We start from the raw sequence: 16,944 nt of genomic DNA on the forward strand, positions 1-16,944 counted from the left end.
GCCCGAACCGCTGCTCCCGGACCACCACGCCGGAGCGCCCCCGCCGCGCTCAGCACAGCGGGGGCGCCCCGCCGGTCCTCGGCGGAGCGCCCCCGCTGCCACGCGCCCTCAGCGTCGCGGGCCGCCAAGCCGCAACTCGGCCCGGCGAAACGGGCGTTCGTCAGGTCCCGGCCGCCGGTTGCCGACCGCGTCGGCCGGGGCCGAGGCGTCCTCCAGCGTGAAACCGAGCCGCAGCAGGAACCGCTCCCCGGGCCCGTGCCCGCCTCCGTGCCCGTACCCGCGCTCGCCTCCGCCCCGTGCCCGCCGTCGCCCCCGCGCCCGGCCGGACGTGCCCGCGCCGGACGTGTCGCGCAGGAGCACGACCGCCCCGCGCCCGCCCCCGTATCCGCCCCCGCGCCCGCGCCCGCCCCCGGCAGGATTTTCCGTCACGGCAGTACCCCCGTTCGGGTTCCGCTCGTTGGGCTATTCGGGTGCGTCGGATCCCCGGCGCGCGCCCCGGCACTCCCTCGCCCCGCGCCCGGAGGACAGCCATGAGTACCGCGCCCCCGCCGGACGCCCGCCTCGCCTCCGGCCCGGACGGCTCCCGCGCGCTGCGACCTCTGCTGCACACCGTGCTCGACGCCCTCGACGGCGGGCGGCGCGCCCGCGGCGGGCCGCTGCCCGCGGGCGGCCCCGAGGCCGTGGCCGCCCGGATGCGCGCCGCCGCCGGGGACGTGCTGCCCGACCACGGCGACCCCGACGCCCTGCGCGTCCTCGTGCACGCGCTCGCCGAGGGCGCCGCCGACCCCGCCGACCCGCTGTGCGCCGCCCATCTGCACTGCCCGCCGCTCGCCGTCGCCACCGCCGCCGACCTCGCCGTCAGCGCGCTCAACCCCTCCCTGGACTCCTGGGACCAGGCCCCGGCAGCCTCCGTGCTCGAAGCCATGGTCACCGGCGCGCTGGCCCGCGCGACCGGTCTCGCCGACGCCGTCGTCACCACCGGCGGCACCGAGTCCAACCACCTGGCCCTGCTGCTCGCCCGAGAGAGCCGCGCCGGCGCCGCCCGCCTGGTGTGCGGCGCCAACGCCCACCACTCCCTGCCCCGCGCCGCCTGGCTGCTCGGCCTGCCCGAACCCGTCACCGTCCCCGCCCCCTCCGGCGTCCTGGACCCCGCCGCCCTGCGCGACGCCCTCACCGGACTCACCGGACGCACTGAGCGCACCGACCTTCCCGGCCCCGGCGGCGCCCGCGGCCCGCTGGTCGTCGCCGCCACCGCCGGCACCACCGACGCCGGGCTGATCGATCCGCTGCCCGAGATCGCGGCCCTGTGCGCCGAGCACGGCGCCCGCCTGCACGTCGACGCGGCCCACGGCGGCCCGCTGCTGTTCAGCGACCGCCACCGGGACAAGCTCGCCGGTCTCGACGCCGCCGACAGCGTCACCCTCGACCTGCACAAACTCGGCTGGCAGCCGGTCGCCGCCGGACTCCTCGCCGTCCACGACCCCGGCGACCTGGACGTCCTGCACCAGCACGCCCACTATCTGAACGCGGGCGACGACACCGAAGCGGGCATCCCCGACCTGCTCGGCCGCTCCCTGCGCACCACCCGGCGGCCCGACGTGCTCAAGATCGCCGTCACCCTCAAGACGCTCGGCCGCACCGGCCTCGGCGCTCTCGTCGACACGGTCTGCGCCCGCGCCCACGAGTTCGCCGCCCTCGTCCGGAGGCACCCCGGCTTCGAGCTGTACGCCCCGCCCGCCATCAGCACGGTCCTCTTCCGGCCCGCCCATGCCTCAGACGCCGCCGTCGCCGCCGTCCGCCGCCGCCTGCTCGACCAGGGCCGCGCCGTCCTCGGCCGCGCCCGCCCCGACGACCGGCTCTGGCTGAAGGCCACCCTGCTCAACCCCGACACCCGGCCCGAAGACCTGGCCGCCCTGCTGCAACTGGTGGAAGGAAGCACCTCCGCATGAGCCACCCCCCGGCGACCGCCGCCCACCCCCCACGCCACACCCCGGAGGCGCCCCGTGACCTGGTCGGCGTCGGCATCGGCCCGTTCAACCTCTCGCTCGCCGCCCTAGCCCAGCCCCTCACCGGCCTCGACACCGCCTTCTACGACCAGCGCCCCGGCTTCCGCTGGCACCCCGGCCTGCTCCTCGACGACGCCCGCGTCCAGGTCCCCTTCCTCGCCGACCTGGTCACCCTCGTCGACCCGGCCAGCCCCTGGACCTTCCTCAACCATCTCCGGGCCCGCGACCGCCTGTTCCCCTTCTACTTCGCCGAGCGCCTGCACATCCGGCGCTCCGAGTACGACGCCTACTGCCGCTGGGTCTGCGACCACCTGCCCTCGCTGCACTTCGGCCGCCAGGTGGACGCCGTCCGCTGGAACCCGCAGCACCGGGTGTTCGAAGTCGACGTCACCCAGCTCGACGCCGACGGCGAAGCCGAGGCCCTCGGCCGCACCTACACCCGCAACGTCGTCCTGGGCCTGGGCACCGAGCCGCACGTGCCGGCACCGCTCAAACCGCTGCTCGGCACGGCCGGCGCCCCCGTCGTGCACGCCGCCGACTACCTCGGCCACCGCGACGCCCTGCTCGCCGCCGGGCACGTCACCGTCGTCGGCTCGGGGCAGTCCGGCGCCGAGATCTTCCTCGACCTGCTCCGCCGCCGCCCGGCCGGCCGCGAAGGACTGCACTGGATCGGCCGCACCGAGGCGTTCGCCCCGATGGAGTACTCCAAGCTCGGCCTGGAGCACTTCACCCCCGACTACACCCGCTACTTCCACGCGCTGCCCGAAGCCGTGCGCGACCGGCTCGTCCCCGCCCAGTGGCAGCTCCACAAGGCCGTCGACGCCGACACCCTCGCCGCCGTCCACGACGAGCTGTACCGCCGTACGCTGCACGGCGGCTGGCCCGACGCCGTCCTCACGCCGGGGGTCCGCGTCCGCACCGCCGGCCGTGTCGGCGGAACCAAGGTCGAACTGCACCTCGAACACACCCAGCAGGGCGCCCGCAGCCGCCTGACCACCGACGCCGTCGTCCTCGCCACCGGACACGAGCGGCGCCCCCTGATGCCGCTGCTCGCCGGACTCGACCCCTACCTGCACCGCGACAGCGGCGAGCGCCCTCGCGTCGACGACCGCTACCGCCTGGTCCTCGACCGCGCCGTCGCCGCCGCCGGCTGCCATGTCTACGTGCAGAACGCCGAGATCCACACCCACGGCGTCGGCACGCCCGACCTGGGCCTCGCGGCCTGGCGCAGCGCGGCCATCCTGAACGCCGTGACCGGCGCCGAGCCCTACCCGCTGCCCGCCCGCACCGCGTTCACCACCTTCGGACTCCCGCAGGAGCGGCCCCAGACCCCGGCCCAGCGCCAGGCGAGGAGTCTGACGCCGCTGGGGGACGGGGTCTGAGGCCGCCGCGGTTCTCGGGCCGCCGTCAGAGACGGCCTAGAACACCGGCGTGCCGCCCCGCGTCAGCCTCCAGTCCACCGACGCGAAGTCCTTCGGGTCCAGCACGCCCTTCGCCGTGACCCACTCGGAGATCCGGGTGCGGATCTCCGTCGACTCCGACCACAGCTCCTGCGCCGACGCCACGTAGGGGAACGCGCCGCCGCCGTTGGCCCGGTAGTTGTTCACCGCGAGGACGAACTGCTGCGCGTCGTCCAGCGCCGCGCCCTGGTAGGTCAGGTTCTTGATCCGCGAACCGGCCGGCTGGGAGACGTCGATGTCGTACCGCAGGCCCGACACGTAGTCGTAGTTGTAGTCGGGACGGTCGTTCGCGTTCGTCAGCTTGTCCACGTCGACCGGGGCGTCCGGCGCCGTCTGCACGTAGTACTGCGCCGAGTACTCCAGGTACGCCCGCACCTGGGCGCCCGTCATCAGCTTCGCCACCAGCGTGTTGTCGTATACGTACAGGCTGGACAGGTCCCGGATCGTCACGTCGCCCGCGGGGATCTCGGAGGTGCGGGAGAACGGGGACGCCTGCGCGATCACCGGCAGCGAGGCGTACGCGGTGCCCGCCAGCGCGGCCTTCACCACGTCCTCCTGCACCTTGGTGATGAGGTCGATGATCGGCGCGTCCTTGTACCGCGCCTCGGCCGTCGTCAGGGTCTCGGTCGCCCGGCCGACGACCTGGTTGACGTAGGCCACGACCTTGGCGTGCTCGTCCTTCAGCAGCCGGGTGATCCGCGGGTCGTCCGGCACCGTGCGGGAGTCGCGCAGCGAGGCGGACACCGACTCCACCTGCCAACGCCCCTCGGCGAACACCAGCTCGACGTCGAACAGGGTCAGCCGCTCGGCGTAGCACAGCGGTTCGGAGAGCACCACCGTCTTGCCGGTCGCGTCGTTGACGACCTTCATCTCCGGGATCTCCACGTGCGCGTGGCCCACCAGGATCGCGTCGATGCCGGGCACCTGACGGGCCACGTTGGCGGCCGCGTTCTCGACGTAGGGCACCTGGTCGCCGTAGGACGAGGTGCCCGAGGCGCCCGAGTGCGCCGAGACCAGGACCACGTCGGCGCCCATCGAACGCAGCTTCGGCACCCACTTCGCCGCCTGCTCCTCCAGCCCCGGGAAGGTCAACTTCCCCTGCACGTACGCCTTGTCCCAGATGGCGATGCCCGGGTTCGTCAGCCCGAGCACGGCCACCTTCACCGGCGGGGCGCCGGGCACGTGGAACTTCTTGAAGAAGTACGGCGCGAACGCGGGCCGTTGCGTCTTCGCGTCCAGCGCGTTCGCCCCGAGCAGCGGGAAGCGGCACTGCTGTTCGAACTTGCGCAGAGTCTCGATGCCGTAGTTGAACTCGTGGTTGCCCAGCGCCGCCGCCTCGTATCCGATCGCGTTCATCGCCCGCGCCATCGGATGCACCGGGCCGCCCTTGGCGGTGATCGGGTCCACCCTCGCGTAGTAGTACGCCAGCGGGGTGCCCTGGATCGTGTCGCCCGCGTCCAGCAGCAGCGTGTTGCACCGGCCCTTCTCCGCGCGGACCTGGTCGACCAGCGTCGAGATCCGCGCCAGGCCCTGCGCGTTGCCCGCCGCGTCGGCGTACTCCGCGTTCTTGAAGTAGTCCCAGTTGAAGACGTGTCCGTGCAGGTCGGTGGTGCCCATCACGGTCAGCGCGTACCTCTTGTGGGGCTTGCCCGGACGGTGCGCCGGGACGGCCCCGGTCGCGGCCTCGGCCGCCGGAGCCGCCGCCGTGCCCGCCAGCGCCACCCCCGCTCCGGTCACGGCCGAATCCTTCAGGAACTTACGGCGGTCGAACGCCATCTCTGGTTCTCCTAGTGAACGGGTCGGCGACGCGCACGGCTGCGGACGCGCGTAGATTCTGACCGGAGCACGGCAAAGCGCACCAGTCCCCCCGGGTTGCGATCCGGTGACCGGCGCCGGTGCACGGGGCGCGGTGACACAGTGGACGCATGAACTCCGACCCGCTGCACCCCGACCCGGCCCGGGACGCGAGCCCCGCCGCCTCCCACGGCGCCTCCGACGCGCCGCGCGTCGCCGTCCAGGGCGAAGCCCACCTGGAAGTCGACCCCGAGATAGCCCGCCTCGGCATCACCGTCGCCGCCCGCGGCAGAGACCGCCGTTCCGCCCTCGACGACCTCACCCGGCGCAACGCCGACGTCCTCGACCTGGTCAGGTCCTACGGCGACGCGGTCGAACGCCTGGAGACCGGCGCCTTGTCCATCACCCCCGAACTCACCCGGCACGGCCGCGGCGAACGCGTCCGCACCTACCACGGCGCCGTCCACCTCACCGCCGAACTCAACGACTTCACCGCGCTCGGTGAACTCACCACCCGACTGGCCGACTTGGACCTCACCCAGGTGGACGGCCCCTGGTGGGCGCTGCGCCCCGACTCGCCCGCCCACCGCCGTGCCCGCCAGCAGGCCGTACGGGAAGCCGTCCAGCGCGCCAGGGAGTACGCGGAGGCGCTGGACACGACCCTCGCCTCGCTCGTGGACATCGCCGACCTCGGCGCGGACGGCCCCGCGCCCTTCCCGGCACCCGGCGGCCGCACCCGCTCCCTGGCCGGCTACGGAGCGCCCGCGCCGGACGACGAGCCCGCCCCCCTCGACCTCGAACCCCAGCGGCAGCACGTGTACGCGCGGCTCAACGCGCGCTTCACCATGCACTCGCCTGTTCTGTGAACGCGGGAGGACGGCGCCGCTCGTGAACGCATCGGAGCGGCGCCGCTCGTGAACGCGCGGGGACGGCACTCCTCGTGAACGCGTGGGGACGGCGCCGCGAACGCCCCGCGAACGCGCGCCGGCCGTCCCCCGCACGCGCCCAACGCTCACAAGAGCGCCGCCCCGCCCACGTCAACACCGGTCAACGACCCGTCACCCGGCTGGCGTTGGGCGGCCATGTCACACCCCGTCCTTACCGGCTGGTAGGGCCTAGGCTCGGCTCATGCGCCGAGCAAAGATCGTCTGCACTCTGGGGCCCGCCGCCGACACGTACGACCAGATCAAGGCACTGGTCGACGCGGGAATGGACGTCGCCCGCCTCAACCTCAGCCACGGCGGCCACGCCGAGCACGAGGAGCGCTACGGCCACGTGCGCAAGGCCGCCGACGAGAGCGGCCGCAGCGTCGGCGTGCTCGCGGACCTCCAGGGCCCGACGATCCGCCTCGGCCGCTTCCGCGAGGGCCCGGTGCTCCTCGAACGCGGCGACGTCTTCACCGTCACCGTCGAGGACGGCGTCGAAGGCGACCGTCACACCTGCGGCACCACCTACGCCGGACTCGCCGAGGACGTCACGCCCGGCGAGCGCATCCTGGTCGACGACGGCCGGGTGACGCTCAAGGTGACGGCCGTGGACGGCCCCCGCGTCCGCACCGAAGTGCTCGAAGGCGGCATGGTCTCCGACCACAAGGGCCTCAACCTGCCCGGCATCGCCCTCTCCGTCCCCGCGCTGGCCAAGAAGGACGAGGACGACCTGCGCTGGGCGCTGCGCACCGGCTGCGACGTCGTCGCCCTCTCCTTCGTCCGCAGCGGCCGGGACGTGCGCGACGTGCACCGCATCATGGACGACGAGGGGCGCCGCCTCCCGGTCATCGCCAAGATCGAGAAACCCCAGGCGGTGGAGGCGCTCGACGACATCGTCGCCGCCTTCGACGGCATCATGGTCGCCCGCGGCGACCTCGGCGTCGAGATGCCGCTGGAGCAGGTCCCCCTCGTCCAGAAGCGTGCGATCAAACTGGCCCGCCGCAACGCCAAGCCGGTGATCGTGGCCACCCAGATGCTCGACTCCATGATCGAGAACGCCCGGCCGACCCGGGCGGAGGCGAGCGACGTGGCCAACGCCGTCATCGACGGCGCGGACGCGGTGACGCTCTCCGGCGAGACGAGCGTCGGCCGGCACCCCGTCGCCACCGTCCGCACCATGGCGAAGATCATCGCCGCCGCGGAGGAGGACCTGCCCGCCAAGGGGCTGCCGCCGCTGACCGACCGCGACAAGCCCCGGACCCAGAGCGGCGCGGTGGCCCGCGCGGCGGCGGAGATGGGCGACTTCCTCGGCGCGAAGTTCCTGGTCGCCTTCACTCACTCGGGTGACACCGCCCGCCGCCTCTCCCGCTCCCGCTCGCCCATCCCGCTGCTCGCCTTCACCCCCGAACCGGCCACCCGCTCCCAGCTCAGCGCCACTTGGGGCGTCGAGACCTTCCTCGGCCCGCGCGTGGACTCCACGGATGCGATGGTCGACCAGGTCGACGAACTGCTGACGGCGTACGGCCGCTGCGAGAAGGGCGACGTGGTCGTGATCACGGCCGGCTCGCCGCCGGGCGCGCCCGGCTTCACCAACCTGGTCCGCGTCCACCGCATCGGCGAGGACGACGGCGCCCGGTAGCCGCCCCGGGCCGCCGGGCGTGCGCGACGACGGCCCGCACGCGTACGCGACGGCGGGCGGCCGGCGAGAAGACGGCGGCCGGGCAGCGAAAAGCGGATGTCCGCGTGAGCGTGGACATCCGCTGTCAGAGTGCGACCTTGGAATCCAAGGAAAAGTGCCCCGGGTCGGACTCGAACCGACACTGTATGGGTTTTGAATCCATTGCCTGCTGCCAATTGGGCTACCGGGGCCCGACGAATCGAAGGTGCTCATCGACCCGCTGCCCGACCACCTTACCGCAGCTAGGTAGGCTCTTGGGAGCAGCATCTGCCCCGCCCCGGAACGAGGAGCGCCCCCGTGACCGCCGAGTCGCCCCAGCCCGTAGACGTGTCCGACGACGACAAGTCGCACGTGCCCCCGCTGACGACCCGCGTCGTCATCGCCGAGGACGAGGCGCTGATCCGGCTGGACCTCAAGGAGATGCTGGAGGAGGAGGGCTACTCCGTCGTCGGCGAGGCCGGCGACGGCGAGCGGGCGGTGGAGCTGGCCCGTGAGCACCGCCCCGACCTGGTCATCCTCGATGTGAAGATGCCGAAGCTGGACGGCATCTCGGCGGCCGAGAAGATCGCGGGGGAGCGCATCGCGCCGGTGCTGATGCTGACCGCGTTCTCGCAGCGCGACCTGGTGGACCGGGCGCGGGACGCGGGCGCGATGGCGTATCTGGTGAAGCCGTTCAGCAAGAGCGACGTGGTGCCGGCGATCGAGATGGCCGTCTCGCGGTTCACCGAGCTGAAGGAGCTGGAGAAGGAGGTCGCCGACCTCTCGCAGCGGCTGGAGACCCGCAAGCTGGTGGACCGCGCGAAGTCCATCCTCCAGACGGAGTACGGGCTGACCGAGCCGGCGGCCTTCCGCTGGATCCAGAAGACCTCGATGGACCGCCGGATGTCGATGCAGCAGGTGGCGGAGGCGGTCATCCTGGACAGCGACGAGAAGAAGGCGGCCAAGGGCCGGCCGTCCGACCAGGACTGACCGGCCCCGCCGTGCGCCCGAGCGGCGCGCGGCGCGGCTTCGACGCGCGGCGAGGCCCGCACCCCCGGCCGGGAGTGCGGGCCTCTGCCGCGTGCGGGCGCGGATCCGGGCGGACCGGCTGGTCCGGGCGGACCAGCCGGTCCGCGCCGAGATCAGTCCTCGCCGAGGTACGCCTTGCGCACCGACTCGTCGTGCAGCAGGTCGCGGCCCGTGCCGGACAGGACGATGCGGCCGATCTCCATGACGTGCCCCTGGTCGGCGAGGGAGAGCGCCGCCTGGGCGTTCTGCTCGACGAGCAGGATGGTGGTGCCCTGGGACTTCAGCTCGGAGATGGTCGCCATGATCTTCTGCATCATGATCGGGGAGAGGCCCATGGAGGGCTCGTCGAGCATGAGCAGCTTGGGCCGGGACATCAGGGCGCGGCCCATGGCGAGCATCTGCTGCTCGCCGCCGGAGAGGGTGCCCGCGGCCTGCCTGCGCCGTTCGCCGAGGATGGGGAAGAGGTCGTAGGCGCGCTGGATGTCCTTCTCGATGCCGTCCCGGTCCTTGCGCAGGAAGGCGCCCAGGCGCAGGTTGTCCTCGATCGTCATGCGCGGGAAGATGTGCCGCCCCTCGGGGGAGTGGGCGAGGCCGAAGGCGACGATCTCGTGCGCGGGGATCCTCTTGAGGGACCTGCCGTTGAACTTGATCTGGCCGCCCACCGGCTTGAGCAGGCCGGAGAGGGTGCGCAGGGTGGTGGTCTTGCCCGCGCCGTTGGTGCCGATGAGGGTGACGACCTGCCCGGCCTCGACCGAGAAGGAGACGCCCTTGACGGCTTCGATCTTGCCGTAGGCGACGCGGAGGTCCTCGACTTCGAGCAGCGCGGTCATCGGTCGTTCTCCTTGCCGGGCGCGGCGTCCGTGGTGGGTGCGGCGTGCGCCTCGGCGTCCGCCGCGCGGGCGGCCTCCTCGTCGTCGGGCGCGCCGTCGAAGGGCTCGCCGAGGTAGGCGGCGACGACCCGTTCGTCCCCCTGCACGGTGGCGCTGTCGCCCTCGACGAGCTTCTCGCCCTGCACCAGGACGGCCACGCGGTCGCACAGATTGAAGATGAACCGCATGTCGTGCTCGATGACGAGGACGGCGATGCCCATGTCGCGGATGGCGAAGACCAGTTCCTCGGTGGCCCGGGTCTCCTGGGGGTTCATGCCCGCGGTGGGCTCGTCCAGCAGCAGCAGGCCGGGCTCGCTGGCCAGCGCGCGGGCGATCTCCAGCTTGCGCTGCTCGCCGTAGGGGAGGTTGCGGGCGAGGTGGTCGGCCTTGTCGGCGAGGCCGATGAACTCCAGGAGTTCCGTGGCCCGTGTGCGGGAGGCCGCTTCGGCCCGGTGGAAGCCGGGGCCGCGCAGCACCGCCGACCAGAAGCCCTCCTTGGTCCGGGTGTGCCGGCCGACGAGGACGTTCTCCAGGACGGTCATGTTCGCGAACAGCCGGATGTTCTGGAAGGTGCGGGCGATGCCGGCCGCCGTGACCTTGAACGACTGGGACGGCAGCACGTCGCCCTTGTAGCGGACCTCGCCCTCGGTGGGGATGTAGAGGCCGGTGAGGCAGTTGAAGAAGGTGGTCTTCCCGGCGCCGTTGGGGCCGATCAGTCCGACGATCTCGCCGCTGTTGACGGTGAGGTCGACGCCGCGCACGGCGGTGAGGCCGCCGAAGCGCATGGTGACGCCGCGTGCGTCGAGGACGGTCTCGCCGCGGGCAGTGGTCTGGGCAGTCATGGTGGTCAGGCCCCTGTCTCGCCGAGGACCGTGGGCGCTTCGGCCTCTTCGTGGAATTCCAGTTGGCGGCGCCGGTTGGGGATCAGTCCCTCCGGGCGGAAACGCATCAGCAGGATGAGCGCGACGCCGAAGGCGAAGAGCTGGTAGTCGCCCAGGAACTGGAGCTTGTTGGGGATGAGGAAGAGCAGCGACGCGCCGATGAGCGGCCCGGCGATGGTGCCCATGCCGCCGAGGACGACCGCGGCCAGCAGGAATGCGGAGTTGGGCGGGATGGGCCCGGCGAACAGGTACTGCTCCGGCGTGACGGTGTAGGTGACGTGCGCCTGGACGGTCCCGGCGAGCCCGGCGAGGGAGGCGCCGACGGCGAAGGCGATGAGCTTGACGCGGAAGCCGTTGATGCCCATGGCCAGCGCCGCGGTCTCGTCCTCGCGGATGGCGACCCAGGCGCGCCCGATGCGGGAGTTGCCGCTGCGCCGGAAGACGAGGACCACGACCGCGGTGATGATCAGCATCAGGAAGAAGTAGTTGGCGAACCGTCCGATGGTGAACCCGGCCACGTCGTGCGGGGCGCCGAAGTCGAAGCCGGCCACGTCGAGGTTCGGGATGGACGAGATGCCGTTGGAGCCGTTGGTGACGTCCGGTCCGGAGACGCCGTCCAGGTTGTTGGCGGTGATCCGGAAGATCTCGCCGAAGCCGAGGGTGACGATGGCGAGGTAGTCGCCGCGCAGCCGCAGAGTCGGCGCGCCGATGAGGACGCCGAACACGAGTGAGGCGAGCGCGCCGATGAGCACGGCCGCCCAGAAGGGGAAGTGCACGTGGAACGGCGAGTTGGGCGAGCCGGAGACCAGCGCGGCCGCGTAGGCGCCGACGCCGAGGAAGGCGACGTAGCCGAGGTCGAGCAGGCCGGCGAGGCCGACGACGATGTTCAGGCCCAGGGCGACGGTGGCGAAGATGAGGATGTAGACGCCGAGCGTCGCGTACTGGTCGTCGGTCTGGGTGAAGGGGAACAGGGCGGCGGCGAGGAACGCGCCGACGGTGGTGACGTTCTGATGCCGCGCGGTGATCTGCGCGGCGTGCGCGATCAGCCCGGCCTTGGTGAGGGCGGCGAAGCTGAAGCCGGCGGTGAGGAGGAAGCCGACGAACAGCTCGTCGTACTCGGTGCCGATGCCGTAGGTGAAGACCGTCAGGCCCAGCGCGAGGACGGCGGCGATGATGAGGATCTCGACGTACGGGGGCAGGGCGCGCACCGGCCGCGGGCTGGGCGCGGCGAAGGCCGCCTTGGCGGTGCTCCAGCCGTGGGCGACGCGGTGCCGGGCCTTCTCCCCGGCGCTGCTGTCGGGGTCGATCGGGTCGGGCTCGGGCCGCTCGAAGGGCAGCGCCAGCGCGCCGAGAAGGGCCGCCAGGCTGGTGACGGCGACCAGGTAGCCGCCCGGTTCGAGGTTGACGACGCCGCCGAGTTCGACGCTGATCGCGAGGACGGTGTACCAGGCGGCGGCGAAGGTGGCGAGCGCGGCGAACCGGACGGCCGCGTCGGCTCCGCCGGGGGTGAGCCAGCGAAGTCCCTGAACGCCGTAGGAGGCCAGCGCGAACAGCGTGGTGAGGGCGCCGCCGATGAGGACCAGCACCTGGAGGCCGCCGGGGTAGCCGTAGACGGTGAGGTCGCCGGGGAACGCGGCGGTCCAGGTCCAGGACAGGAAGGCGGAGACGACGGTGAGGACGGCGCCGCCGAGGGCGACCGCGCGGGCGACGTGGGCCGGAACGCCGAACAGGCCGGCGCCGCGGGCGCCGGCGGAGCGGGCGCCCGGGGTCTCGGGTGCGGTGGTCTGTGCAGTCATCGGTGTCACGCCCTGTCCGCCACGCGCTCGCCGAGCAGGCCCTGCGGCCGGAACAGCAGCACGAGGATGAGGAGTACGAACGCCCAGACGTCGGCCCAGCTCTGGGTGCCGAACTTGTCCATGGCGGGAAGGTCCGCGATGTAGGCGGTGGCCAGGGTCTCGGCGATGCCGAGGACGACGCCGCCGATCATGGCGCCGTAGATGTTGCCGATGCCGCCGAGGACTGCGGCGGTGAACGCCTTCAGGCCGAGGATGAAGCCCATCCGGAAGTCGACCTGGCCGTACTTGAGGCCGTAGGCGACGCCGCCGACGGCGGCGAACGCGGCGCCCAGCGCGAAGGCGACCACGATGATGCGGTCGGTGTCGATGCCCATCAGCTTCGCGGTGTCCGGGTCCTGGGCCGTGGCCTGCATGCCGCGTCCGGTGCGGGTCTTCATGACGAAGTAGGCGAGGACGGCCATGCTGATCGGCGCGGCGGCGAGGAGGAAGACGTCGCCGGTCTGGATGGTGACGTCGCCGAGGTGGAAGGGGCCGCCGGGGATCTGCGGGAAGGTGCGCGCGGACTTCGCGTCGGGGTACCAGGACCAGACGGCCTGCTGGAGCGCCAGGGACAGGCCGATGGCCGTGATGAGCGGCGCGAGGCGGGGCGCGGTGCGCAGCGGACGGTAGGCGAACCGTTCCGCCCCCATGGCGACCAGGACGGCGACGATGATCGCGCCGAGCAGCATGAGGGGCAGGGCGACCCACATGGAGGTGCCGGTGGGCAGGATGTACGCGGAGACCGTGAGGGCGCCGAAGGCCCCGGTCATGAAGATCTCGCCGTGGGCGAAGTTGATGAGCTGGACAATGCCGTAGACCATGGTGTAGCCGATGGCGATCAGCCCGTACATGGATCCCAAGAGCAGGCCGTTGACTAGCTGCTGCGGCAGTTCGTTCACCGCATGTCCTCCGAGACTTTCGGACGTTCGACGGATGTGGCCGGGGTGTGACCGGATGCGAGTCCGCGCGGGGCGCCTGTGGAATCAGCGCCCCGCGCGGCTGTCGAGCGGTCTGGGTGTGGGTCAGCCGGTGTAGGTGCCCGACTTCTCCGCGGCCCAGGCGGCGCCCTTGACGGCGTACACGGTGAGCTGCTTGTTCGTGGCGTCGCCGAACTCGTCGAAGGAGACCTTGCCGGTCACTCCGTCGAAGGAGACGTTCTGGAGGGCCGCGGTGACCTTGGCGCGGGCGTCGTCGGGGAGCTTGCCGCCGTTGTCGTCGACGACCTTCTTGACGGCCTCGATGATCGCCCAGGCGGAGTCGTAGGAGTAGCCGCCGTAGGCCGCGTAGCTCTCCTTGTAGCCGCCCGCCTGGTAGTCGGCGACGAACTGCTTGGCGGAGGGGAGGGTTTCGACGGGGGCGCCGACCGAGGTGGCGAGGTCGCCGGCGGAGTCGCCGCCCGCCAGCTTGATGAAGGTCGGGTCGTAGATGCCGTCGCCGCCGACCAGCGGGATCTTGGAGCCCGCGGCCTTGATCTGCTTGCTGAGCGGACCGGCCTGCGGGTACTCGCCGCCGTAGTAGACGACGTCGGCGCCGGAGTTCTTCACCTTGGTGGCGACCGCGGAGAAGTCCTTGGTGTCGGGGTTGATGTGCTCCGTGCCGGCGACCGTGCCGCCGAGCTTCTTGAACTCGTCGGTGAAGGTGCCGGCGAGGCCGGCGCCGTAGGTCTTCTTGTCGTCGATGACGAAGACCTTCTTCTTCTTGGCGTCGTTGTACAGGTACTGCGCGGCGAACGGGCCCTGGATGGCGTCCGTGGTCGCGGTACGGAAGTACGACTTGAACTGACGGACCTTCTTGGTGCGCCAGTCCGGGCCCTGGGTGAGGGCGGGGCCGGTGTTCGCCGGGGAGACCTCGGCGAGCTTGGCGTCGTCGAAGACCTTCTGCATCGACTCGGCGACGGAGGAGTTCAGCGGGCCGACGACGCCGAGGACGGCCTTGTCGGCGACGAGCGCGGTGGCGTTCTGCTGGCCCGAGGAGGGCTGCGCCTGGTCGTCGCGGGCCTCGATCTTGAAGGTGACGCCCTTGACGTAGTTCTTCTTGTTGGCGGTCTTCGCGGCGAGGTCGACGGAGTTCTTGATGCCGAGGCCCAGGGCGGACAGGTCGCCGGTCAGCGGGGCGTCGACGCCGATGGTCACGGTGGTCCCGCCGCCCGACTCGGAGTTCTTGTCGCCGCTGTCGCGCGAGCCGCAGGCGGTGAGGGTGAGGGCTCCGGCCGCCAGCGCGGCGGTGACGGCGATGAGAGAACGTTGACGCACGATCAGTCCTTTCCCAGGCGCGGCCCATCCCCCCTGGAAGGGGCCGAGTCGAGCGCCGGTCCGGAGTGCTCGTCCGACAGCGCGGTGACTGGCCGTGACTCTAGGCGCGGGTGAGGAACGTGGAGAGTGTCTGGCCCATGCTGTGACGTTCTTGTTATGACACGGCGTAATGCACAGCGGTGCCGCCTGGGTGGAACAGCGGAATTCAGGCCGATTCGCCCTGTCCGCATTCTGAGAATGCGCAGGACGTGCCGTGACCGCGTTCAGGCGTCTCGGATGTTTTGGTCATGACCGTGAAGCGGCGTCGCACGCGTCCCGCAGGGACTCGGAGAGCGCCCGCGCATAGCGCGTCCCGAGGATGAAACTGTGCACCTCTCTCGCTCGTGCATTACGCAGCGTCACATCCAGGAAAGGGAGGCCGGCATTCACCGGCGCTTTCCCGCATTCCGTGACGTGCAGGGTGAGGATGACTTTCCGCGCGGAACCGGCCTCCGTCCGGAAAGGCGTGCGAGGCGTGGCGGTCACGGAAAGTCCCGCGTACGGCTGGCTTATCCGGTCGACGGTGACGGGCGGCCCGGAGTCCACGTCGACCAGGACCGCGAAGCTGAAGCTGCGGGGCGGTGAGCCGCTGGGCGGCGCCACCGCGTCCAGGTAGGAGACGTCGACGACCTGGGAGGGGAACGGCGGTGCGGGGGGCGGCGGTTGGGGATCGCGAGCGGCGTAGAGGAATCCGCCGACGGCGAGTGCGGCGGCGACCGTCGCGACCGTGAGGACGACGCCGCGGCGGCGGCCGATGAGCCGCGCCGCACGCCCGCCGCGGGGATGGGCCGGGTGCGGTGCGGCGGGGTCGTACGTGTCCCGCGCATCCTGCGCGTGGGTGCCCTCGCCCGGCTCCAGGGGCCCGACACCGTTCACTGTGGGCAACCTTGACGGTGCGTCGGGAGCGGTGCGGTGGGGTGCGTGCGGTGCGGGACCGCGCTCCGCGCACGCGGCGGCCTCGCGGCTCGGTGGTTACGTTGAGTGATGTGTCGTCCACGGGGCGGGGCCGCCGGGCGACGGTCGCGGGATGTGGCGTACGGCCCACGGGGCGGCGCCGGTTGGCGGTCGCGGTGGGCGGAATATGGCCCGTGGGGCGGCATTGCCGGTCGGCGGTCGCGGTGGCTGGCGCGTGGGGTGTCGTCGGGCGCGCGGCGGGGCGTGTCGCCGGATGCGTCGCCGGACGCGCTGCCGGCCGCCTTGTGGGCGGCGGCGCCGTCCCCGGGATCCGGCGCTCGGCCGGCGGCTCTCCGTGTCCTGCGCGGTCTCGGCGTTGCCATGCCCCGAAGCTAGGGCGTGGGAAGCCGGCGGGCAACGGCCTTGCGAGCGCTCGGTGGACGGGCCGCGCGGGCACGCCTCCTACGAGCGGCGGTGGTGCGGGGACGCTTTTGGCGAGCAGCGGTCGTGCGGGGACGCACCGGTGCGGGGCCTCGGGCGATCGGCGCGCGGCGCCCGACCTGGGGCAGCCCTCAAGAGCCATGGCGGTGCGGGGGCTTCGGACGACGGGCGTGGGACGCCCGGCGTATAGAGGCGGTGCCCCGCGGCTCCTGCGGTGCGGGCTACGGCCGCACGGCGGGCGGCGGTGCGGCCGTTGGGCGGCTGTGGTGCGGGCGGCCGGTGGGCGCCTCGTGCGCCGATGGGCACCCCGTGCATGGGGGCCGCCCACCGGTGCGGTCAGCGCGCCGCGGGCGCGGTGGTCAGCCCGCGGCGAGCACCTGGTCGGCGTCGCCCGGACGCGCGTCGCGCAGCAGGCAGGTCAGGCGGGCGGTGCACACCCGCCGCTCCTGCTCGTCGCTGATCACGATCTCGTACGTGGCCGTCGAGCGCCCCCGGTGCACAGGAGTGGCGACACCGGTGACCAGGCCCGAGCGGGCCCCGCGGTGGTGCGTGCAGTTGAGGTCCACGCCGACCGCGATCTTGGACGGGCCGCCGTGCAGCATGGAGCCGACCGAGCCCAGCGTCTCCGCCAGCACCGCCGAGGCGCCGCCGTGCAGCAGCCCGTACGGCTGCGTGTTGCCCTCGACGGGCATCGTCCCGACGACCCGCTCCGCCGACGCCTCGACGATCTGCACGCCCATCCGCGCCCCCAAGTGGCCCGCCGAGAAGAGCGCCTGGAGGTCGACGCCGAGGGCCGCGTACTCGTCGGTGACGTCCTGCGGGAACGTCACGTTCTGCTTCTCACCCATGGGCCCGGCTCCG

The 16,944-nt window shown here is 72.4% G+C and carries 13 protein-coding genes and 1 tRNA gene; 5 read left to right on the forward strand and 9 right to left on the reverse strand.

The window, feature by feature from the left end; translation table 11 throughout:
* Window positions 1-530 precede the first annotated feature (530 nt).
* Window positions 531-1,949 carry a pyridoxal-dependent decarboxylase gene (locus ABZ861_RS03705; protein ID WP_361623056.1) on the forward strand — a complete coding sequence of 473 codons (1,419 nt, stop codon included), beginning with the start codon at window positions 531-533 and terminating at the stop codon, window positions 1,947-1,949.
* Window positions 1,946-3,388, forward strand: a complete 1,443-nt coding sequence (locus ABZ861_RS03710; RefSeq protein WP_361623059.1) for a SidA/IucD/PvdA family monooxygenase — start codon at window positions 1,946-1,948, stop codon at window positions 3,386-3,388. Before ABZ861_RS03705 ends, ABZ861_RS03710 begins: the two co-directional genes overlap by 4 nt.
* Window positions 3,389-3,424: 36 nt before the next feature.
* On the opposite strand, the gene ABZ861_RS03715 is transcribed toward ABZ861_RS03710, so the two are convergent.
* A complete protein-coding gene (locus tag ABZ861_RS03715) occupies window positions 3,425-5,242 on the reverse strand; it encodes a 5'-nucleotidase C-terminal domain-containing protein (RefSeq protein ID WP_361623062.1) in 1,818 nt (605 codons plus the stop codon).
* 149 nt (window positions 5,243-5,391) lie between these two features.
* Here ABZ861_RS03715 and ABZ861_RS03720 point away from each other — a divergent pair, with 149 nt between their 5' ends.
* Window positions 5,392-6,126: an SIMPL domain-containing protein gene (locus ABZ861_RS03720; RefSeq protein ID WP_361623065.1), complete on the forward strand. Its 735-nt coding sequence runs from the start codon at window positions 5,392-5,394 to the stop codon at window positions 6,124-6,126.
* A gap of 262 nt (window positions 6,127-6,388) precedes the next feature.
* A complete protein-coding gene (gene pyk, locus ABZ861_RS03725; protein ID WP_361623068.1) occupies window positions 6,389-7,825 on the forward strand; it encodes a pyruvate kinase in 1,437 nt (478 codons plus the stop codon).
* A 155-nt stretch (window positions 7,826-7,980) separates the two neighbouring features.
* Here pyk and ABZ861_RS03730 read toward each other — a convergent pair.
* A tRNA-Leu gene (locus ABZ861_RS03730) sits at window positions 7,981-8,055 on the reverse strand.
* Window positions 8,056-8,161: 106 nt separating this feature from the next.
* On the opposite strand from ABZ861_RS03730, the gene ABZ861_RS03735 reads away from it, so the two are divergent.
* Window positions 8,162-8,833, forward strand: coding sequence for a response regulator (locus ABZ861_RS03735; RefSeq protein WP_361623071.1), 672 nt, complete (start codon window positions 8,162-8,164; stop codon window positions 8,831-8,833).
* Between the two features lie 152 nt (window positions 8,834-8,985).
* Here ABZ861_RS03735 and ABZ861_RS03740 read toward each other — a convergent pair whose 3' ends face one another.
* The 7 genes from ABZ861_RS03740 to ABZ861_RS03770 all read right to left on the reverse strand — a co-directional run bounded on the left by ABZ861_RS03740 (window position 8,986) and on the right by ABZ861_RS03770 (window position 16,931).
* A complete protein-coding gene (locus ABZ861_RS03740) occupies window positions 8,986-9,702 on the reverse strand; it encodes an ABC transporter ATP-binding protein (protein ID WP_361623074.1) in 717 nt (238 codons plus the stop codon).
* Window positions 9,699-10,583 (reverse strand): ABC transporter ATP-binding protein, encoded by an 885-nt coding sequence (locus ABZ861_RS03745; RefSeq protein ID WP_361623077.1) that lies wholly within the window; start codon window positions 10,581-10,583, stop codon window positions 9,699-9,701. Before ABZ861_RS03745 ends, ABZ861_RS03740 begins: the two co-directional genes overlap by 4 nt.
* A 5-nt stretch (window positions 10,584-10,588) precedes the next feature.
* Window positions 10,589-12,418 (reverse strand): branched-chain amino acid ABC transporter permease, encoded by a 1,830-nt coding sequence (locus tag ABZ861_RS03750; RefSeq protein ID WP_361623080.1) that lies wholly within the window; start codon window positions 12,416-12,418, stop codon window positions 10,589-10,591.
* Window positions 12,419-12,423: 5 nt separating this feature from the next.
* Entirely contained in the window at window positions 12,424-13,356 is a 933-nt protein-coding gene (locus ABZ861_RS03755; protein ID WP_361623083.1) for a branched-chain amino acid ABC transporter permease, read from the reverse strand.
* A 123-nt stretch (window positions 13,357-13,479) separates the two neighbouring features.
* Entirely contained in the window at window positions 13,480-14,709 is a 1,230-nt protein-coding gene (locus ABZ861_RS03760; RefSeq protein WP_361623086.1) for a branched-chain amino acid ABC transporter substrate-binding protein, read from the reverse strand.
* Between the two features lie 285 nt (window positions 14,710-14,994).
* Complete coding sequence (locus tag ABZ861_RS03765) at window positions 14,995-15,624, reverse strand: Tat pathway signal sequence domain protein (protein ID WP_361623089.1); 630 nt, start codon at window positions 15,622-15,624, stop codon at window positions 14,995-14,997.
* A gap of 818 nt (window positions 15,625-16,442) precedes the next feature.
* Complete coding sequence (locus tag ABZ861_RS03770) at window positions 16,443-16,931, reverse strand: hotdog fold thioesterase (RefSeq protein WP_361623092.1); 489 nt, start codon at window positions 16,929-16,931, stop codon at window positions 16,443-16,445.
* Window positions 16,932-16,944: the final 13 nt, after the last annotated feature.

This window comes from Streptomyces sp. NPDC046985, assembly GCF_040644415.1.
Taxonomy (GTDB): domain Bacteria; phylum Actinomycetota; class Actinomycetes; order Streptomycetales; family Streptomycetaceae; genus Streptomyces.